Here is an 18,758-nt window from a genome sequence, read left to right as displayed (position 1 = left end):
ATGAAAGAAAGGACCCCGGGCAACGCCGGAACCCGGGGCGCGTCAGCCCTTGAGCACCGTGCGGGGCTTGGCGCCGTCCGCCGGGCCGATGACGCCGTCCTGCTCCATCTGCTCCACGAAGCGCGCGGCGCGATTGAAGCCGATGCGGAAACGGCGCTGGATGAGGGAGATGGAGGCCTTGCCCTGCTCCATGACGAAGGCCACGGCCTCGGGGTAGACCGGATCGTCGGGGATGCCCTCCCCGCCTCCGGAGCCGCCTTCGATGCCCGCGTCCTGGGCGTCCTGGCTTTCGCGCGACCATTCGCCGAAGTCCAGCCCGTACTGCGGCTCGGCCCGGGCCTTCCAGAACTCGATGACCCGCCCGATCTCCTCCTCGTCCACCAGGGCGCCGTGCAGGCGCACGGTCTTGCCGCCGCCGGGCTTGAAGAGCATGTCGCCCTTGCCCAGCAGATGGTTGGCGCCCACGGTGTCCAGGATGGTCCGCGAGTCCTGCGGGGAGGTCACGGTGAAGGCGATGCGGCTGGGGAAGTTGGCCTTGATCAGCCCGGTGACCACGTCCACCGACGGGCGCTGGGTGGCGATGATCATGTGGATGCCCGCCGCGCGCGCAAGCTGCGCCAGGCGCACGATGGAGGTCTCCACCTCCTTGCGCGCCGTGAGCATCAGGTCGGCCAGCTCGTCGATGACGATGACCAGCAGCGGCAGGGGCACGAGGTCCGCGAATTCCGCGGCCTGTTCGGTGGACAGGCCCGCAAGCTTGCGGTTGAAGCCCTCGATATTGCGCACGCCCAGGCGGGCCATGGCGTCGTAGCGCTTCTCCATCTCGTACACGGCCCAGTCCAGGGCATTCTTGGCCAGGGCCATGTCCGTGACCACGGGATGCACCAGATGCGGAATGTCCGCATAGACCGACAGCTCGATGCGCTTGGGGTCCACCAGCAGGAGTTTCACCTGCTCCGGGGTGGCTTTGTAAAGGAAAGACAGCAGGATGGAGTTGAGGCAGACGCTCTTGCCCTGGCCCGTGGCGCCCGCCACGAGCAGGTGCGGCATGCGCGCGAGGTCGGCCACGTGGGGCCGGCCGTGGATGTCCTTGCCCAGGGCCAGGGTCAGCAGGGACTCCGAGCCCGTGAACGCGGCGGACTGCATGATCTCGCGCAGGTAGACCGTCTGGCGCCGGGCGTTGGGGATTTCCACGCCCACGGTGTCGCGCCCGGCCAGGGGCGCCTCGATGCGCACCGCCGAGGCCTTGAGGGCCAGGGCCAGGTCGTCGGACAGGCCCGCGATGCGGCTGATCTTGACCCCCGGGGCGGGCTTGTACTCGAACATGGTCACCACCGGGCCGGGCACCACGTCCTGCACCTCGCCCTGGATGCCGAAATCGTTCAGGCACGATTCCAGGCTGCGGGCCTGGGTATCCAGGGTTTCCTTGGGAATGGCCGGGCCGTCGGCGGGCGGCTGGCGCAGGAAGTCGATGGGCGGCGGCCCGGCCGCGCGGGCGGCCTCCGCCGGGGCCGGGGCCGGAGGCTGCGCGGGCAGGGCTTTCGCAGGCCGGGAGCGCTTGCGCAGCACGGGCATGGCCTCGTCGGGGTCCGCCGCCAGGGCCTCGCGGGCCGGGGCGCGGCCCGCGCCGGTTTCGCTCCGGCGCTGGCGGCGGCTGCGCCGCTCGGCGAGCTTGTGCCCCAGGTCGAGCAGGCCGCCGCGCAGGCGCTTGAACAGGCCGCCCCAGGTCAGGCCGACCAGCAGTTGCAGCGCCGCCACCAGGGCAAAGGCGCCCAGCAGCCCGGCGCCCACGGGCCGCAGGTAGAACAGGGTCTGGGTGTGCAGCACCTCGCCCAGCAGCCCCCCGCCGGATACGGCGCCCAGGTGCGGGGGTGCCCCGGCCCACTGCCCGGCGCAAAGCCCCGTCACGCACAGCAAAAGCAGCAGCAGCCCCACCCAGCGCCACCACGGGGCGAACAGCCGGGGCACGAAGTTGCCCACGGCCAGCATGGCGAAGGCCACAGGCACGAGGAAGGCCCCCAGGCCGAAGAGCACCACGAGCAGGTCCGCCGAATAGGCCCCCAGCAGGCCCACGGCGTTGACCACCCGGTAGCCCCGGCTCACGGCGTTGTTGAAGCTCGGATCGGCGGGGCTGTACGTCGCCAGGGACGCCAGCAGCGCCACGGCCCAGAACAGCAGGGCCATAGCCGCGATCTCGCGCAGCAGCTTGGGGGTATTCGTCGTCCTGTCCTCCCTGGGGGGCGGCGCGGGCCGCAGGGGCCCGCGCCGGTGGCGCCCGGGGGCGCTATTTCTCGCGGCTGATGTAGGAGGCGGTGCGCGTGTCGACCTTGATGCGCTCGCCCTGCTCCACGAACAACGGCACCTGGACCACGACCCCCGAGGACAGCTTGGCGGGCTTGGTGGCGCCGCTCACGGTGTCGCCCTTGATCCCGGGCTCGCACTCGGTGATCTCCATGACCACCGAAGCCGGGATGTCCAGGTCCAGGGGCGAGCCGTTGTACAGCAGCACCTTGACCTCGGAGCTCTCGACCAGGAAGCCGCCCTTGGAGCCGCACACCGAGGCCGGGATCTCGGTCTGTTCGTAGGTGCTCATGTCCATGAACACATAGGCGTCCCCGGCCTGATAAAGATACTGCATGGTCCGGGTTTCCAGGTCGGGCTTGTTGACCTTCTCGCCGGAGCGCATGGTGTTGTCGATAACCCGGCCGTTGAGCAGGTTGCGCAGCCGGGTGCGCATCATGGCGCCGCCCTTGCCGGGCTTGTGGTGCTGGTGTTCGAGGATTTCATACGGCACGCCGTCGATCTCGATCTTCATGCCGTTCTTGAACTCGCTGGTGGTGATCATTGCCATGGACTATCCTCCGGAACGTGGTGTCTTCAGGTGGTTGAGGTTTTGTGCAGATGGCGCACCAGGGCGGCCACGCCCAGGGCGTAGGAATCGATGCCGAACCCGGCGATGACCCCGACCACGCAACGGGCCATGTGGCTCTCGTGGCGCACGGCCTCGGGCCGGGCCCAGACGTTGGAGACGTGCACCTCCACGGCGGGCACGCCGATCCAGGCCAGGCAGTCGGCCAGGGCCAGACTGGTGTGGGTGTAGGCCCCCGCGTTGAGCACCACGCCGTGGACCCCGTCGGCCCTGGCCTGCTCCAGGCGGTCGATGAGCTGGCCCTCGCCGTTTTTCTGGTCGAAGGTCAGGGCCACCTCGTCGGCCTGGGGCCCGAGCAGCGCGCGCACCAGCCCGGGCACGGCGTCCATGCCCTGGCGGCCGTAGATCTCCGGCTGGCGCTGGCCCAGGTGGCCGAGGTTCGGGCCGTTGAGCACCAGGATGTGGTATCTGGCCATGGGTCGTCCTGTGGGGTTTGGGCGGGCGGGCCGCCGGGTTGCACCCCTGTGTATATGTTTCGCGCACGGTTGGCAAACACGGCGATGCTGTGCATACTGCCCCGCACGGCGCCGCCGCCCGGCGCGCCGCACCAGACACCGGAGCCCCCCGTGACCCGACCGACCCTGGAACTGGAACGTACCGTCTACCTGCTCGACCAGCTCGCCCCCCTGCCCGCGCCGCAGATCGCCCTGGCCGGGCGCTCCAACGTGGGCAAATCCTCCCTGGTCAACGCCCTGGCCGGGCGGCGCAAGCTGGCCAAGATCAGCGCCACCCCCGGCAAGACCCAGAGCCTGAACTTCTACCGCGTGGTGCCCTCGGGCTTTTATCTGGTGGACCTGCCCGGCTACGGCTACGCGCGGGTCAGCAAGGCCGAGCGCGCCAAATGGGCCCGGCTGGTGGACGCCTACATCGAGCGCAACCCCTGGCTGCGCGCCGTGGCCGTGCTGCTCGACGCGCGCCACCCCCCGCAGAAGAACGACATGGACCTCATCGGCTACATTCAGGGCAAGGGCGTGGCCGTGCTGCCCGTGCTGACCAAGGCCGACAAGACCAAGCAGCGCGACCGCGAGACCGTGCGCAGGCAGTGGGCGCTGCTGCTCGACAGCGACAAGCCCCTGGCCACCTCCAGCCAGACGGGCCTGGGCATGGACGCCCTGTGGGCCGTGCTGCGCGAGGTCGCCCTGGGGCCCGAGGCCCGGGAGCCGGAAGAGGAGGAAAAAACAGACGCAGCCGGGAACTCCCCCGAAGCCGCACCCGACACCGCGCCCGGAGCCGAAACGCCCGGCAAGCCCTGAGCCGTACCGTCGCCGGGCGCCAAAGCGCAGCCCTCGCGGCCGCGAGGCCGGGGCCGCGCTACGGCGCCGTCGCCCCGGGCCGGTGGGGCCAGGCCGTCCAGGCCAGCCGCCCGGCCGCCAGGGTGTAGAAGACGAGATTGCCCAGCCACGCGCCCATCCAGGGCGGCAGGATGCCTTTCTGGCCCAGGGTCACCCCGACCATGAACACCGCGTAGTAGGCGAAGGTGACCACCAGGGACAGGGCCACGTTCAGGTACACGTTCTCGAACAGGGTGACCATGGCCAGGGCGATGAGGCCCATGGCCAGCACGCTGAAGGCGTAGGCCCATTTCATATGCCACGAGGTCAGCAGGCGCTCGACGTTGGAGCCCGAGGCGTCCAGCTCGCCGATGACCCGCGAGAGCGTCCACAAGGGCAGGCGCGAGGGATCTGTTGCGGAGTCCACCAGCAGGAAGGTCGCCGGGTCCTGCTGGAAGGGCAGCACGAGGTCCTTCATGGGCGTGACGCTGAAGTCCCCGGGGTGCATCTCCTGCACGCCGAGCAGCCGCCAGCGGCCCGGGGCGGCCTGGGCGCGCTGGGCGGTGAGGATGCGCGTCAGCGCCTGACGGTCGGGGGTCATTTCGAACACCGTGACGCCCGTGGCCAGGCCGCGCGCGGGCCACAACTGCCCCAGCTCCACCACGCTGTCCCCGTCCTTGAACCAGACGTTGGCCAGGACCTTCCTCTCGGCCAGGTTGCCGCGCACCTGCTCGGACCAGATGCGCGCGGCCTCGCGCTCGCCGTACACGCCCACGAACTGCGAAAACACGAGCTGCCCCAGACACCAGAAGATGGAATACAAAACCACGAACCACGTCAGCGACGCCAGGGACACCCCCCCCGAGCGCAGGGCCAGCAGCTCACGGCTGCGGGCCATGAGGCAAAGCTGCACCACCACCGAGACCAGGAACACGGCGGGCATGATCTGCGAGATGATCAGCGGGATCTTCACCGCGAAATAGCGCAGGGCCGTGGCCATTCCCAACCCGGCTTCCATGAAGTCGTCCAGGCGGTCGAACAGGTCGCTCATGAGATAGAGCGCCGTGCCCACGGCCAGGGTGGTCAGCAGGTAGAAGAGATTCTGGCGCAGCAGGTAGCGGGAGAGGACCCTAGCGCGCACGGCCGCCCTCCTCCGCCGTCGGGCGGCGGCGCAGCAGGTGGCCCAGGCGCCCGACGATGTCCACCCCGCGCTCGCGCGCGGCCTGCACCAGCCCGGTCACCCCCGCCGCGAGGAACAGCGCGTTGGGCAGCCACAGGCCGACCACCGGCGCCAGCACCCCGGCCTCGCCCAAAGACAGGCCCAGGGACAGCAGCGTGTAATAAAAGAGGAAAAAGCCCAGGGCCAGCATGAGCCCCCAGTGGCGGTGCAGCCCGCCGAAGCTGGCGGCCATGGGCAGGGCGAACAGCCCGAGCACGAAGCACGCCGCGGGCAGGGCCATACGCTTTTGGATCTCGACCTCCACCTTGCGCAGGGTCCGGCCGCTTTCGTCCTGGACGGTTTCGGGCGCGTCGCGCAGTTCGTGCAGCCGCTCCCAGCTCATTTCCTTGGGCCGCACGCTGCCCAGGTCGTAGTCCGACAGCAACCGTGAGAGGTCCATGCGCACGGCGTAGGTGTCGAAGCCGACCACGGACAGGCCCGAGGCCTCCTGGCGGTAGATGCGGCCGTTTTGCAGGCGGAAGATGATCTCGCCCCGGTCGGTGTCGGTATTCACGTGGCCCGTGGGCGCCAGGATGGTGGCCGTGACGCCCTCGTGAGTGCGGTCCTGCACGAAGACGGTGCGCAGGTCGCCCCGGGCGGGGTCGGCCTGCTGGGCGTAGATGGTCAGACCCGGGAAATCGCGATTGAAGACGCCACCCTGGAGCACGAGCTGGGTCCGGGTCCGCGCCATGTCCAGCACCGTGGCCCGGAAGTTCTCCATGCCCCAGGCCACCCCCCAGAAGGACACCGCGCACGCGGCGGCGGTGCACAGGGCGCAGAACACCAGCGGCGCGGGCAGCATCTGGTACAGGCTGACCCCCGAGGCGCGCAGCGCCACGGACTCCAGGTCCGTGCCCATCCTCAAAAAGGTCAGGAACACCGCGAGCATGCAGGCGATGGGAATGAGCAGCAGCAGGAAGAACGGCGAGAGATAGGCGAACATGCAGAGCATGTCCCAGAAGGTCAGGTTCTGGGACAGCAGCAGCTCGCGCAACTGGAGCATGCGCCCGATGAGCAGCAGCGTCAGCAGCGAGCCCGCGCACAGGACGAACACGCTGAGCAGTTCCAGGAAAATCTGCCTGTGCAACAGGCGGGGCACAAGGCTAGGCAGGACCGTCCCCCTGGGGGGGCCGCTGGCGGAAGAAGCGCGTCAGCGCCTCCTGGTCCAGGGGGCCGAGGTTGAAGCGCACGGCGGCCTCGTCGATGATCCGGGGCGTCGGGGCGGCGTTCTCGCCGCTCTGCTCGCAGATCCACGCGACGGCGCGGCGCAGCAGCTCGCCCTCGGGCATGATGGTGGACATGGGGCCTCCTTGGGGGGCCCGGCGCGCGGCCTGCGCCCCGGGTGAGGGCCTTTCTCTACACCATGGGCCCGGCAGTGGCAACCGCGCAGCGCCGGGCGCGGCGCGGCGCGGGCCGCGCGGTGGCCGGAGGGCGCCGCCGGGCCGGGCCTCCCGCCCCTTGCCCCGGCGGGCCAAACCGCGCATACTGCGCCGGTTCCGCCGCCCGGCCGGGCGGCCCCACCGCAACCAAGGACGCCCGCAGCCCATGGATTCCCTGCTCACCGCGCTCATCCTCGGCCTCGTCGAGGGCCTGACCGAGTTCCTGCCCGTCTCCTCCACCGGCCACCTGATCCTGGCCGGGCACCTGCTGGGCTTCACCGGCGAAAAGGCCGCCACCTTCGAGGTCGTCATCCAGCTCGGGGCCATCCTGGCCGTGGTGGTGCTCTATTTCGACCGCTTCACGGGCCTGCTGCGCACGGACCCGGCCCGGGCCTTCTCCGGGCCCCGGGGCCTGTGGCTGCTGTTCCTGACCAGCCTGCCCGCCAGCGTGGCCGGGCTGCTGCTGCACGGGTTCATCAAGGAGCACCTTTTCGGCCCGCAGACCGTGGCCTGGGCCCTGGCCGGGGGCGCCCTGGCCATCTTCGCCGTGGAGGCCCTGCCCCGGCGCGCGCGCGTGGAGCGGCTGGACCAGATGACCCCGACCCTGGCCCTGGGCATCGGCATGTTCCAGTGTCTGGCGCTGTGGCCGGGCTTCTCGCGTTCGGCGGCGACGATCATGGGCGGCATGATCCTCGGCGCGCGGCGCGGCGTGGCCGCCGAATACTCGTTCATCGCCGCCGTGCCGATCATGGTCGCCGCCACGGGCTACGACCTGCTCAAGAGCCACGGCCTGTTCACCCTGGCCGACCTGCCCTTCCTGACCGTGGGCTTCGCGGTCTCGTTCCTGTCGGCCTGGGCGGCGGTGCGCCTGTTCATCGGCCTGCTGGCGCGCACGACCCTGCGGCCCTTCGCGGTCTACCGGCTGGCGCTGGCGGCCATGGTCCTGGTATTGCTGGTGGATTGACCCCGGCCCCGCCCGCTCCGGGCCCGGAAAAAAGTGCTCCCGGCCCCTTGCAATTTACGGCCGAAGCCCTTATAAGCCTGTCTCCCCGACGCGGGAACCACGTGGCGAGGTAGCTCAGTCGGTTAGAGCATGCGGCTCATATCCGCAGTGTCGGAGGTTCAAGTCCTCTCCTCGCTACCAAGAAAAGCATAACCCCCTGTTGACGCAGGGGGTTTTTCTTATGGAAACGCAGGGCCCGGTCCAATGGCCGGGCCCTGCGTTCTTTCAAGGCCGGTTTGCCGATCTCCGCAGCGGCGGCGGCGATCAGGCGGGTTTTTTCCGCGCGATATCGAGCCGGAACGTCCCGCCGCTTGTCCGCAGTTCGCGGCTGTGGACGCAGGCGAAACCGCTTTGCAGCATGGTTTCGGCGATGAGCCCGTCGGGCATGGCCATCGGCCTGCCGTAAACCAGGCCGATGGCCATGCATTCGAGGGGATACGCCGCGATGTCCCGCCCGTCCGAAAGGCAGGACCGGGTTTCGCCCGCAAAAGCGGGCGGCGCGTCGTGCAGGCTGACGCAATACCCGCCGGGCACGAGGGCCGCGTGCAGCTTGTCCATGACGAGCGCTGTGGAGGCGTCCGGCAGGGTGAAGTTCAGCGTGCAACTGGCGAGGGCGACATCGTAGCCGCCGGGTAGCCTGTCGCGGACATAGTCGCCCGGCACGGTCCGGACCCTGTCCGCGAAACCCCATTCGGCGATGTATCCGGCCGCGCTCCGCAGCGACGCGGGCAGGTCGTAAACGTCGACATCCAACGCGGGCAGCGCCTCGGCGGCATACAGGGAAAACACCCCGTGCCCGCCGCCAAGGTCGAGCATGCGCCGGAACGTCTCCGCCCCCGGCAGGGCCGCCAGGATGGCGGCGACCTGCCCGGCGACGCCCCGGAACGCCCAGCAGGCGCTGCCCTCCACGCCGCCGGTCCCCTCGTCGGACGCGCCCCGCTCCGCCGGGGCGGCAGGAGGGGGCGGCGTCCCCGGTCCCTCCCGCAGGATACGCCTCAGGTCCTGCATGGGCAGCAGCACGCCTTCGGCCATCTCCCGCACCAGGGGGGCGATGTCGGCACAGGCGCCGTCGCCGAGCAGTTCCTGCGTGCTTACGGCATTGCGGTATGCATCGGCATTCCGGCACACGACACCGCAGAATTCCAGAAGGTCGAGAAACCGCTTCGTGCTTTCGGGGTGCAGTCGCAGGCGCGACGCCACGTCCTGCGCCGTCCGCCAGTCCGAAAGCTGGGAGAACACGCCGCAGTCCACCGCGGCGGCCAGGGCATTGGCGGCGACGGCGTTGCGCATGAGGGCGAAGACGCCGTTGGTGCCCGAAAGGGCGCGGGGCAGCTTTTTCATGACATTCTCCTGGGTGGCGCCGGAGCCGCCGCGCGGGCATCGGCCCCGGCGCCGCCGCTGCTAGAAATGATAGCACACCGTCGTGCCGACCACCCGCCCCGGCGTGGCAACGCCATACGTACCGCCGAAGGCGTTCACGTAGTCGTGCCGCTCATCGAAAACGTTGTCGGCGAAAAGATACACGTCCAGATTGCCGAACTCCCAGCCGATCTTGGTGTTGACCGTGGCATAGGCCGGGATGTTTCCGTCGTTCCTGCTGTCCAGGTATGTCCTGGACGCGCCCAGTATCTCGGCCCGGGCGAAGAAGCCGGACCCGTGCCGGTATTGCGTTCCCAGGCTGCACGTCCACTCCGGCACGTACGGAATGCTGTTGCCCGAATGGTCGCCCGTGGCGTCCGTAAAATCGTCGAACCGCATATGGGTATAGCCGACGGAGCCGAACAGCTCCAGCCCGGCGAGGGGCATGACCGTCAGCTCCACTTCGCCGCCCAGCCCTTGCGGATCGCCGACGTTCTCGATGCTCGGCATGGGGCTGAACACGGTGGTGTAGTAGCTTTCAAGCTGCATGTTCTTGAACTTGTGATAGAAAAGCGCCGCGTTGAGCCGGGCCTTGCCGTCCCACAGGGTATTTTTCGACCCGACCTCGACGGCCCAGAGCTCCTCTTCGTCGAACTCGTACTTGCCGGGGCTGCCCTGGTAGGCGTCGAACCCGGCGGCCCGGAAGCCGCGCGAGCCGCTGACGTACACGAGATTGTCGTCGGTAACGGCATATTCCAGCGCGAGCTTCGGCGAGAAGCTGTTCCATGAGCCGGACGCGCTGTAGCCCGTCTCCTCTTCCTGAAACTTCGAGTCGTAGTAATCGAGGCGCGCGCCCGCCGTCACGGCCCATTTGTCCCAGAACGGCACCTTGAGCTGCCCGAAGGCGGCGTACTGGTTGGTCTTGTCCGTGGCGTGGTGCTTCGTGCCCATGTTATAGTAGGTGTACCGTATCTTCTTGTCGTTCCTGTTGTATGTAAGCCCGAAGACGCCGGAAACGCCGTCCTGCTCGTAGTTGAGCCGAACCTCCTGGCCGATGTCCATGTACCTGTCGTATTTATGCACCTCGTACATGGGCATGGTGGAGAAATCGTAGTCCATCGTATAGTTCAGGTCCGATTCCTTGCGCGTCGTCACGGAAGTGAGCTTCCACAACGACGACAGGTCGTACCCGACGGTCAGCGACTGGTCGTTGAAGGCGCTGCGGTTCCTGCCGGGGTCGTTGGAGTCCGTGTGGCGTTCCTCCGACATGCTTTGCAGGTTGTACATGCCGAACGATCCCTCGTCGTATTTGACCATGCCGTAGGCGAAGTTCACCTCAAGGTCGTCCGTCGGCGTATACCGCAGGCGCCCCCTTCCGGAATACTCCTTCTTGTCGTCCACCGGGTTGGCCCCGGAGTCGTTCTCCACCCAGCCCTGCTGCGTGAAGTACTGCATGGCCAGCCCCGCGAAAAGGGTGTCTTCCACCATCTCGCCGGAAAGGGCTCCCGTCGTCCGCCCCAGCTCCTTGCTGCCCCCGGTGAGGCTCAGGCGACCGGTGGTTTCGCGGTCGGGCTTTTTCGTGGTCACCTTGATGACGCCCCCTTCGGCGTTGCGCCCGTAGAGGGTGCCCTGCGGCCCGCGCAGCACCTCCACGCTCTCGACATCGAAAAGCTGGGCGATGTACCCCGCGTTGGTCGTCACGGGCACGTCGTCGATGTACATGGTCACGGCGGGCGTGTTGCTGTGCGGGTCGGAGCGCACCCCGCGCATGGACGTGAGGTTGATCATGCCCATGCCGCCGGTGGAGAACGACAGGTTGGGAACGCGCAGCCCGAGCTTGTCGACGCTGGTGACCCTGGCGTCGTCCACCTGCCGGGCGGTGATGGCGGTAACGCTTTGCGGAATCTTCTGCGGATCCTCCTCCTGCTTGTTGGCCGTCACCAGAACCACCGGCAGCATAACGGAGGATTCCGTTTCCTGCGCGTGGGCGCAGGAAACGGAAAAACACAACACGGCACACAGTGCCCAAAGGCTGGTTTCCATCTTCATGGGGATCTCCTGAATGAGCATGAATTTCATTGGCGGAGACCGTACATGAAGCCGGAAGCAGGCGCGCACCCGTTCCGGTCAAAAACCGACCCGTCCGGGCGCCCTAGCGGATTTTTTTCGGCGGATGCCCGAAATGCCGGGCAAAGGCCCGGGCGAAATGCCCGGGGGTGGCATAGCCCACGCGGAAGGCGACCTCGGAGACATTGCCGTCGCCACGGGCCAGCATGGCCCGGGCCGCCTCCATGCGCCGCGCCTGGAACCAGCCGAAGATGGACATGCCGTAAACGTCCCTGAAAGCCCGCTTGAGGGTCGATTCGCTCAAATGCACGTGGCGGGCAAGCTCCGCAACGGTCAGCGGCGCCTCAAGATTGGCGGACAGGAGCCCGGCGGCCTCGCGCACCTGCCTCGCGTGGCCCCGCCCCGCAGCCGCGGCGGGCCGCTTCATGAAAAGCTGCTCGATCTCCTCGACCAGGAGTTCGAGCGCCTTGCTTTCCAGATAGCAGGAGGCAAGCGTCCCGGTAAACGGATTGGCCAGCATCTGCCCGGCGATGACCCGGGCCTTGGCGCCCGGTTTCCTGCCGAAGGCGAACGGCGCATCGCCGACGAACATGGCCCGGCGCAGGGCCGTATCGACGCGCAACTCGTTCTCGTCGAGAATCGGCTCCAGCATCTCGCGCCGCACGCCGATCTCCAGCCAGGCATGGCGGCCTTTTTCCAGGGTCACGACGACCGGCGCGCCCGTCTGCCGCCACATTCCCGCGCAATCGCCGCGCACGCGGTTGCGGAAACGCGCCGTGGACACAACGCATTCGAGATCGCCCTGAAGGCAGAAATTGTAGCCGATCGCCGGGCATCCGTCCTCGACCACGAAGGTTTCCCGGCAATCCGCCTCGCAGGCCACATGCCGGATACGCAGGCCATGGCTGGACCGCTGGTCGAAAGCAACCGCAACGCGTGGCATATCGCCCTCCTTCTCGCATGATATTGATTTTCGTTATCAAGTTCATACGGCAAGGGCAACGGAAAATCCGGCCCGTCGGCGTCCGCCCTACCCCAGGCTCCCGGCCAACAGAGTGATGCCCAGGGCCAGGACGGCCAGGGCGCCGAGGATGGACAGGGCGCGGTCCAGGGCGGCGGTGCGACGGGAGCGCGGGGCGGCCAGGGCCGCGACGCGCTGGCGGCACAGGGCGGCCAGCACCGCCGCCGTGGCGATGGTCGCGCCCATGCCCAGGGCCATGGCGGCCACGGCGCCCAGGCCGATGCCCGGCGCGCCCAGGGCCAGCGCGAAAAGCAGCACGATGGCCGCGCCCGGGCAGGGCACCAGCCCCGTGGCCAGCCCGGTGGCCACCAGCCCCCGGTCCGCCGCGCCCCGGGCGCCCTCCTCCTCGTCGCCGCGCACGGCACGAACCAGCAGCCACAGAGCGATGGCGCAGACCAGGGCGTAGCTCGCTCGCTCCAGCCAGAGGCCCTGGGCCGTGAAGCGGGCCATGAGCGAGCGCTCCAGGATCAGGTACAACCCCAGGACCAGGGCCACGGCGCTGGCCGCGTGGGCCGCTCCCATGATGGCCCCGAGCAGCGCCGCCCGCCCCGGGCCCTCGCGCCGGGCCAGGACGTAGGACACGGCCACGGCCTTGCCGTGCCCGGGCCCGGCGGCATGCAGGGCGCCGTAGGCCAGGGCCAGGGCCAGGAAGGCCAGAAGCCCCGAAACCGAGGCACCGTCGCGCAGCTCGCGCACGCGGTCCGAGAGGCCCTGGCGCAGTTCGCGCTGGGTCTGGGCCAGGGCCGCCAGCAGGCCGCCGCCCGGCCCGGGCACGGCAAGGGCCGCCCCGGCGCCCTCCCCGCCATCAGGGCCGGACGCGGAGCCCGGGGCGCCGGTGAAGGGGCTGGCGGACGGCAGCCCCCCCGGGCCGCCGGGACCGCCGGGAACGGGCGCCCCGCTGAACGGGTCGACGGCTCCGGCCGGGAGCCCGCCCTGCGCGCCGCCCGCGTCGTCGGCAGCCGGGCCGGGCGCGGCCGGGGCGGCCCCGGCGCCGGAATCCGGCCCCCCGGTGAACGGATTGGCCGCCCGGGCCGGGGCGGCGCAGGCCGAAAGCAGCAGCAGGGCCGCGAAAACGGAAAAAATCAGGGCGCGCATCCTATCTCCGCCTGAAGGTCAGATGGATTTCCGGCAGCCATGCCTCGAAGGGCGAATAGGTCCGCTCGGGGTTCAGGGCCACGGAGGTCCGCACCTCGAAGGCTCCGGCGTTCTCCAGCTCCGGGGCCTTGTCCTCGGGGGAATACACGTCGGCGTAGTACTCCGGGTCGTGCACCGAGAGCAGCACCCGGCGCTCCCCGGCCCCGGCGGGCACGGGACACGGCACGTAGAACTCGTAGATCAGCCGCCCGGCGCTGATGCGCGCCGAGAAGTCGTCGACCTGCACGGTCCGGCGCGCGGCGCCGTCGATCCACACGAACGTGAACCAGTCCGAATGGCGCAGGTAGTCGAACACCTCGGCCTTGAGCACGGCCAGCTCCCCGGGGCTGAATTGCCCGTCGCCGTCGCGGTCGTAGTCCTGGATGATGGTGGTGCCGAACATGTCGTCGAACAGCCAGGACAGCCGGAACCCGGCCAGACCCTGCCCGTCGAAGACGAACGTGGTCAGATTGTCCATGAACACGTGCGGATGCGCCGGAGCCGGGCGCGGCGCGGCCAGCAGCACGGCCGACAACACGGCCAGGGCCAGCAGCGCCTGGCGCAGAAGCGTTTGCGGCGCGCGAAAGCCTGACCTGGGTGCGGGGAAAGACGCGACGGAAAGCATGGCGGGGGGCGAACCTCGGGACGAACCCGGGGCACGGGCCGCAAGGCGCGGGCCCGGCCACGGGGATGGCGACAGGAGATCAATGCGCCGCGCGCGGGTTCCGCCCCGCAGGCCACGAACGCTCCGGGGCCTGCCTACCATCCCCGGGCGCCGAGGCCAAGGGAAAAGCGCCCTGCTCCGGCGGGCTGCCCCGCTCATGCCGGGTCGGCCGCCGCTCCGGGCCGCCGCGCCGCCCCAAAAAACAAGCCCCCGCCCAGGGGCGAGGGCCGTTCGCTTCCCGGGGAGAAGTCGGGGGCGTGCCGGGTTCGTCCGGGGCGCCCCGGTGGTTTCCCAGGGCCGCCCCGGGCCCCCCGGGCATCCGGCGCCGGACCATCCGGCGCCGGGGAGTGCTACTTCATATCCATTACTTCATGTCCACGGCCTTGACCCAGATCACGGCGTCCTGGGACAGTTCCTTGCCGTTATACTCGGTCTGCGGGCCGACGCCCAGGGCCGCGAAGCCCCACCACCCGGCCTTGGGGATGCCGAAGGTGATGTAGCCGTCGGCGTCGGTGAAGATGGTCTGGGTGACGAACGCATCGTGCGGGTATTCGACGATGCCTTCCTTGGCCACGGCGTTGGCCTTGTAGTCGGGCATGTGGTTCAGGAACTCGACCTCGACCTCGGCGCCGGGCACGGGCTTGCCGTCGGAAAGCACCTGGGCCTTGAAGACGTTGCCGGTCCACAGGCCGTAGGGCTTGATGAGCGGCACGATCTCGCAAGGCAGCCCGGCGGGTTCGGCCCAGTTGCCCGGGATGCCGCCCACGTTGGCCACGAGCTTGGTGATCTGCTGCATGTACACGCCCTCTTCCTCCTCGAAATAGAACCCGGGGACGAAGACGAAGGTGTAGTCGCCCATGGAGCGGACTTCCTTCTTGGGAATCAGGGCCGAGTAGCCTTTGCCCTTGGACTCGGGGTTGGCCCAGCCGATTTCCTTCAGGTAGCCCTTGAGGTCGGTTTTCACGGGCTCGGCGTCACCGCGCTGATAGAGGACGTAGAAGTCCTGCACACCGCCCATGTCCATGATGTGCCCGGCCTCGGCCGGGTGGGTGAAGACGATGCGGAAGTCCATGTCGTCGCCCTTTTCGTTGGCGATCTCGGGGGTGTGCATCATCATGAAGTGCGCGCCGGCCGGGCCGGCCAGGGTCAACACCGCCAGCAGGGCCAGGGCCCAGGTCATTTTCTTCATCGGATCCTCCGTGGTTTGAAATTGCCGTTGCGTCGTATGAACAAAGTTACCGAAGGGGCCCGCGCGGCTACTGGACGATATTCTCGCCCTTGATGACCACGCCGTGGCCCTCGCCCGCGTCGAAGGTCACGGAGTACGCGCCTTCGGGCTTGGGGAAGGTGAACTCGCTGTTGGCGTCCATCTTGCCTTCCTGGATCACGGCGCCGCCGCCGTCCTTGACGGTCATGGCCACGCCCGCGGCCGAGGAGCCGTCGGAGAAGCCGCCTTCGCAGGTGATGGTGTTGTCGCCGTTGTCGAAGCAGTCGCACAGGGCCGAATGGGCGAAGGCCGAGGACGACACGAGGCAGAACGCCACGAGCAGCAGCAGGTGTTTGATGAATTTCATGATGCCAGACCCTCCTTGGGTTGTTTTGTTTGTGGTCCGGAAAGCTCCCGGGCCGATTTCTCCGGAATGAGGGCCATGCCCACCGTGGCGGCGACGCACAGCCCGTAGAACGCCCACATGGCCTGGAAGCCCGTCAGCCCCAGCGTCTGCCCGCCCGTGAAGACCAGGGTGGCCACGAACAGGCCGAGCAGCGTCTGGTAGCCGATGGAAAACAGCATCCACTTGCTGGAGTTGGACTGCATGCGGACCATGATCGAGGCCGGGATGCAGGGCGGATACAGGGCCATGAAGAGCATCAGCGCCAGGGCGTGCAGGGGCGTGAAGCCCTCCTCCCCGGCCTGCATGCTCTGCTCCACCGAGCCGCCCTCGCCTTCCGAGCCGTCCAGCCCGTAGATGGCGCCCAGGGTGGCGGCGCTGTTCTCCTTGGCCGCGAAGGCCGAAAGCAGCGCGATGTTGATGCGCCAGTTGAACCCGGCCCACTGGGTCAGCGGCTCCAGGGCCCGGCCCGCGACGCCCAGGAAACTGGCCTCGAAGCGCTCGGCGCGCATGGTCCGGCGCAGTTCCTTGCGCGTGTTGGCCACGCCCTTGAGGGCCCGGTTCAGCGTCTTGCCGTCCTTGCCCTCGCGGCTGGCGATGGCATAAAAAACCGGGTTCTGCCCGGCGAAGCGCGCGTTGATGGCGTCGGCCTGGGCCTGGTCCGTCACGCCGCGCTTGGCGTTCTTCATGTCCTCCTCGAAGAGCACCAGGGCGGTCACGTCTTCGGGAGTGAGCTGGTCCTTGTAGGCGGTCTTTTCGACCTCGGCCATGAAGGCGGCCGTGGCGGCGTCCTGCCGGGCGGCGTAGTCCGCCAGGCGCTCGCGGCCCAGGTTGGGGAAGTTGATGAGCATGAACACGATGACCGCCACGGCCACCACGACGGTGACGATCTTCTTCACGAACAGCCAGACGCGCTCCAGGGCCCGGCGCAGCACCCCGCCCACGGTGGGCAGGTGGTACGGCGGCATCTCCATGATGAACGGCGCGCTCTCGCGGCGGCGCAACACGGTCAGCGACAGGGCCTTGGCCACGGGCAGGGCCATGAACAGCGTCACCGTGGCGATGAAGAACATGGCCAGCCCGGCCTGATCGGCGAAGTAGGCGCCGATCAGGATGAGGTACAACGGCACCTTGGCCAGGCAGTTCATCATCGGGGCCACGAGGATGGTCGCCAGCCGGGCGCGTTCGTCGGGGATGGCCTTGGTGGCCATGACCGCCGGAATGGCGCAGCCGCCCACGTACACCCCGCCCAGAATCAGCGGCAGCGTGGACTGGCCGTGCAGCCCGAAACGGCGGAAGAGCCGGTCCAGGATGAAGGCCATGCGCGGCATGTAGCCGCTGTCCTCCAGGATGGCGATGAGCGCGAAGAGCAGGAAGAAGATGGGCAGATAGTTGAGGATGGCCGTGACGCTCTTGACCGTCCACATGCCCAGGGAACGCAGCAGGGGATCGTCCAGGAACCCGGCGGCGGGCAGGACCCCTTCGGTAAAGCTCTCCAGCGAACCCCACACCGGCCAGACCTGCGCGGCCACCCAGCCGCCGAAGACGATGGAAATCTGATACAGCGCCAGCAGGATGCACAGCAGGATCACCGGCCCGGCGAAGCGGTGGCAGACGACGGCGTCGGCCTTGTCCGACAAGGTGCGGCGCTTTTCGCCCGGAACGGTGACGAAACGGCGGAAGATGTCCGCGCAGACCCGGTGGCGGGTGAAGGCGATGTGCCGGTCCGCGGACAGGCCCGCGCCAAGCTCGAACTCCGCGCGCAGAGCCTGGACCCGCGCGGCGATGTCCCCGGCTCCGGGGTGCTGGCGCGCGAGCAGTGCCCCGGCCTCGGTGTCGCCCTCCAGAAGCTTGATGGCCAGCCAGCGCGTGGGGTAGGCCTGCGCGACCTGCTCGTCCGTGCCCAGCAGGTCGCCGAGCACGGCGATGGAAGGCTCCAGGGGCCCGTAGTCCACGGCGAACGGCGCGCCGGGGGCGGCCCCGGCCAGGGCGGCAACGGCGGCCTTGAGCTGCGGGCCGCCAGCGCCCTTCTTGCCCACGGTGGGCACCACCGGGGCGCCGAAGTAACCCGCCAGACCCTGCACGTCCACGCCGATGCCGCGCCGCTCGGCCACGTCCATCATGTTCAGGTTGAGCACCACGGGGGTGCCCATCTCGAAGAGTTGCAGGGTCAGGTAGAGATTGCGCTTGAGGTTGGAGGCGTCGGCCACGTTGATGATGGCCCGGGGCTTCTCGTAGAGAATGAAATCGCGCGCCACGCGCTCCTCGAGGGAGTAGGACGTGAGGCTGTAGGTGCCGGGCAGGTCCACCAGTTCCACGGGGTGGCCCTCGGCGGAAAAGCGCCCGCTTTTCTTCTCCACGGTGACGCCGGGGTAGTTGGCCACGTGCTGACGGGCCCCGGTAAGCATGTTGAAGACGGTGGTCTTGCCGCAGTTGGGCTGCCCGGCCAGGGCGACCAGAAGCTTGTCCTGACTCACTTACTCCACCTCCACATGGGCGGCCTCGTCGTGGCGGATGCTCATGTGGTATCCGTCAACCTCCAGTTCCACCGGGTCCACCAGGGGCGCGTTGCGCACGACCTGGATCACGGCCCCCGGGAAGAAGCCCAAGTCCATAAGCCGCTGCCCCAGGGCTCCACCCGTGTTCAGGGCCTTCACGGCGCGGGCCTCCCCGGGCCGCATTTCGTTGATCGTCATCGATTTCCCCTCGAAAACATGTTTGCCGCGCCCGGCGGGCTCAGGCCACCAGAACCCTGCTGGCAATCCCGGCCTCGACCATCACGCGCCCCTGGCCCACGGAAACGAGCATCGGCCCGCCGCCGTTGGCCAGAACGTCCACCTCCACCCCGGGCAGAAGCCCGAGGGACTCCAGGCGCGACTGCACCTTGCATCCGGCGTCGATGCCCACGATGAAGGCCTTTTCCCCGGCGAGCACGGTCTTGAGCGTTCTTGGGCCAGTCATGGCTTGCCTGCTCCTTTCCCTTGCGCGGCGCCGCGGGGCCCCGCCCCGCGCCGACTGCGCACCCCAATTGAGGTTGATAATGAAAGTCAAGTTCCTCTTTAGGCGGCGCCCGGAGATGCGTCAAGGATAAAAACAAAAGAG

18 protein-coding genes and 1 tRNA gene are annotated in these 18,758 nt (G+C 68.7%); 3 read left to right on the top strand and 16 right to left on the bottom strand.

Annotated elements, in window-relative coordinates:
* Window positions 1–42: 42 nt before the first annotated feature.
* From ACZ5KV_RS15880 to ACZ5KV_RS15870, 3 genes are all read right to left on the bottom strand, one after another.
* Window positions 43–2,184 carry a DNA translocase FtsK gene (locus ACZ5KV_RS15880; protein ID WP_464240259.1) on the bottom strand — a complete coding sequence of 714 codons (2,142 nt, stop codon included), beginning with the start codon at window positions 2,182–2,184 and terminating at the stop codon, window positions 43–45.
* Window positions 2,185–2,284: 100 nt separating this feature from the next.
* Entirely contained in the window at window positions 2,285–2,845 is a 561-nt protein-coding gene (efp, locus tag ACZ5KV_RS15875) for an elongation factor P (RefSeq protein WP_464241853.1), read from the bottom strand.
* Window positions 2,846–2,877: 32 nt separating this feature from the next.
* A complete protein-coding gene (locus ACZ5KV_RS15870; RefSeq protein ID WP_464240258.1) occupies window positions 2,878–3,345 on the bottom strand; it encodes a type II 3-dehydroquinate dehydratase in 468 nt (155 codons plus the stop codon).
* Between the two features lie 150 nt (window positions 3,346–3,495).
* On the opposite strand from ACZ5KV_RS15870, the gene yihA reads away from it, so the two are divergent.
* Complete coding sequence (gene yihA, locus ACZ5KV_RS15865) at window positions 3,496–4,182, top strand: ribosome biogenesis GTP-binding protein YihA/YsxC (RefSeq protein WP_464240257.1); 687 nt, start codon at window positions 3,496–3,498, stop codon at window positions 4,180–4,182.
* A gap of 58 nt (window positions 4,183–4,240) precedes the next feature.
* Here yihA and ACZ5KV_RS15860 read toward each other — a convergent pair whose 3' ends face one another.
* From ACZ5KV_RS15860 to ACZ5KV_RS15850, 3 genes are read right to left on the bottom strand one after another with little or no spacing between them, the layout of a single operon-like run.
* Window positions 4,241–5,341, bottom strand: coding sequence for an LptF/LptG family permease (locus ACZ5KV_RS15860; RefSeq protein ID WP_464240256.1), 1,101 nt, complete (start codon window positions 5,339–5,341; stop codon window positions 4,241–4,243).
* The gene (lptF, locus tag ACZ5KV_RS15855) at window positions 5,331–6,506 is read right to left on the bottom strand and encodes an LPS export ABC transporter permease LptF (RefSeq protein WP_464240255.1); all 1,176 of its coding nucleotides are present in this window, start codon (window positions 6,504–6,506) and stop codon (window positions 5,331–5,333) included. Before lptF ends, ACZ5KV_RS15860 begins: the two co-directional genes overlap by 11 nt.
* A 16-nt stretch (window positions 6,507–6,522) precedes the next feature.
* A complete protein-coding gene (locus ACZ5KV_RS15850; RefSeq protein WP_464240254.1) occupies window positions 6,523–6,720 on the bottom strand; it encodes a hypothetical protein in 198 nt (65 codons plus the stop codon).
* Window positions 6,721–6,964: 244 nt separating this feature from the next.
* Between ACZ5KV_RS15850 and ACZ5KV_RS15845 the strand changes: the two genes are divergently transcribed.
* Both ACZ5KV_RS15845 and ACZ5KV_RS15840 read left to right on the top strand, forming a co-directional pair.
* Window positions 6,965–7,762, top strand: coding sequence for an undecaprenyl-diphosphate phosphatase (locus tag ACZ5KV_RS15845; protein ID WP_464240253.1), 798 nt, complete (start codon window positions 6,965–6,967; stop codon window positions 7,760–7,762).
* A 103-nt stretch (window positions 7,763–7,865) separates the two neighbouring features.
* Window positions 7,866–7,942: transfer RNA gene (locus ACZ5KV_RS15840), tRNA-Met, on the top strand.
* Between the two features lie 123 nt (window positions 7,943–8,065).
* Here ACZ5KV_RS15840 and ACZ5KV_RS15835 read toward each other — a convergent pair.
* The 10 genes from ACZ5KV_RS15835 to ACZ5KV_RS15790 all read right to left on the bottom strand — a co-directional run bounded on the left by ACZ5KV_RS15835 (window position 8,066) and on the right by ACZ5KV_RS15790 (window position 18,617).
* Complete coding sequence (locus ACZ5KV_RS15835; protein WP_464240252.1) at window positions 8,066–9,142, bottom strand: SAM-dependent methyltransferase; 1,077 nt, start codon at window positions 9,140–9,142, stop codon at window positions 8,066–8,068.
* Window positions 9,143–9,202: 60 nt separating this feature from the next.
* Entirely contained in the window at window positions 9,203–11,119 is a 1,917-nt protein-coding gene (locus tag ACZ5KV_RS15830; protein WP_464240251.1) for a TonB-dependent receptor, read from the bottom strand.
* 193 nt (window positions 11,120–11,312) lie between these two features.
* Window positions 11,313–12,170, bottom strand: a complete 858-nt coding sequence (locus ACZ5KV_RS15825) for a helix-turn-helix transcriptional regulator (protein WP_464240250.1) — start codon at window positions 12,168–12,170, stop codon at window positions 11,313–11,315.
* A gap of 87 nt (window positions 12,171–12,257) precedes the next feature.
* A complete protein-coding gene (locus tag ACZ5KV_RS15820) occupies window positions 12,258–13,343 on the bottom strand; it encodes a nickel/cobalt transporter (protein WP_464240249.1) in 1,086 nt (361 codons plus the stop codon).
* Between the two features lies 1 nt (window position 13,344).
* Window positions 13,345–14,007 (bottom strand): DUF1007 family protein, encoded by a 663-nt coding sequence (locus ACZ5KV_RS15815; protein ID WP_464240248.1) that lies wholly within the window; start codon window positions 14,005–14,007, stop codon window positions 13,345–13,347.
* Between the two features lie 403 nt (window positions 14,008–14,410).
* Window positions 14,411–15,235 carry a DUF4198 domain-containing protein gene (locus ACZ5KV_RS15810; RefSeq protein WP_464240247.1) on the bottom strand — a complete coding sequence of 275 codons (825 nt, stop codon included), beginning with the start codon at window positions 15,233–15,235 and terminating at the stop codon, window positions 14,411–14,413.
* 67 nt (window positions 15,236–15,302) lie between these two features.
* Entirely contained in the window at window positions 15,303–15,620 is a 318-nt protein-coding gene (locus tag ACZ5KV_RS15805; RefSeq protein ID WP_464240246.1) for a hypothetical protein, read from the bottom strand.
* Window positions 15,617–18,133 (bottom strand): ferrous iron transport protein B, encoded by a 2,517-nt coding sequence (gene feoB, locus ACZ5KV_RS15800; RefSeq protein ID WP_464240245.1) that lies wholly within the window; start codon window positions 18,131–18,133, stop codon window positions 15,617–15,619. The genes ACZ5KV_RS15805 and feoB overlap by 4 nt, the downstream gene beginning before the upstream one ends.
* Entirely contained in the window at window positions 18,134–18,352 is a 219-nt protein-coding gene (locus tag ACZ5KV_RS15795) for a FeoA family protein (protein WP_464240244.1), read from the bottom strand. It abuts the gene before it with no gap.
* Between the two features lie 40 nt (window positions 18,353–18,392).
* Window positions 18,393–18,617 (bottom strand): FeoA family protein, encoded by a 225-nt coding sequence (locus ACZ5KV_RS15790; RefSeq protein WP_464240243.1) that lies wholly within the window; start codon window positions 18,615–18,617, stop codon window positions 18,393–18,395.
* Window positions 18,618–18,758: the final 141 nt, after the last annotated feature.

It is taken from the genome of Desulfocurvus thunnarius, from assembly GCF_055390965.1.
This window is presented reverse-complemented; position numbering and strand designations above follow the sequence as displayed.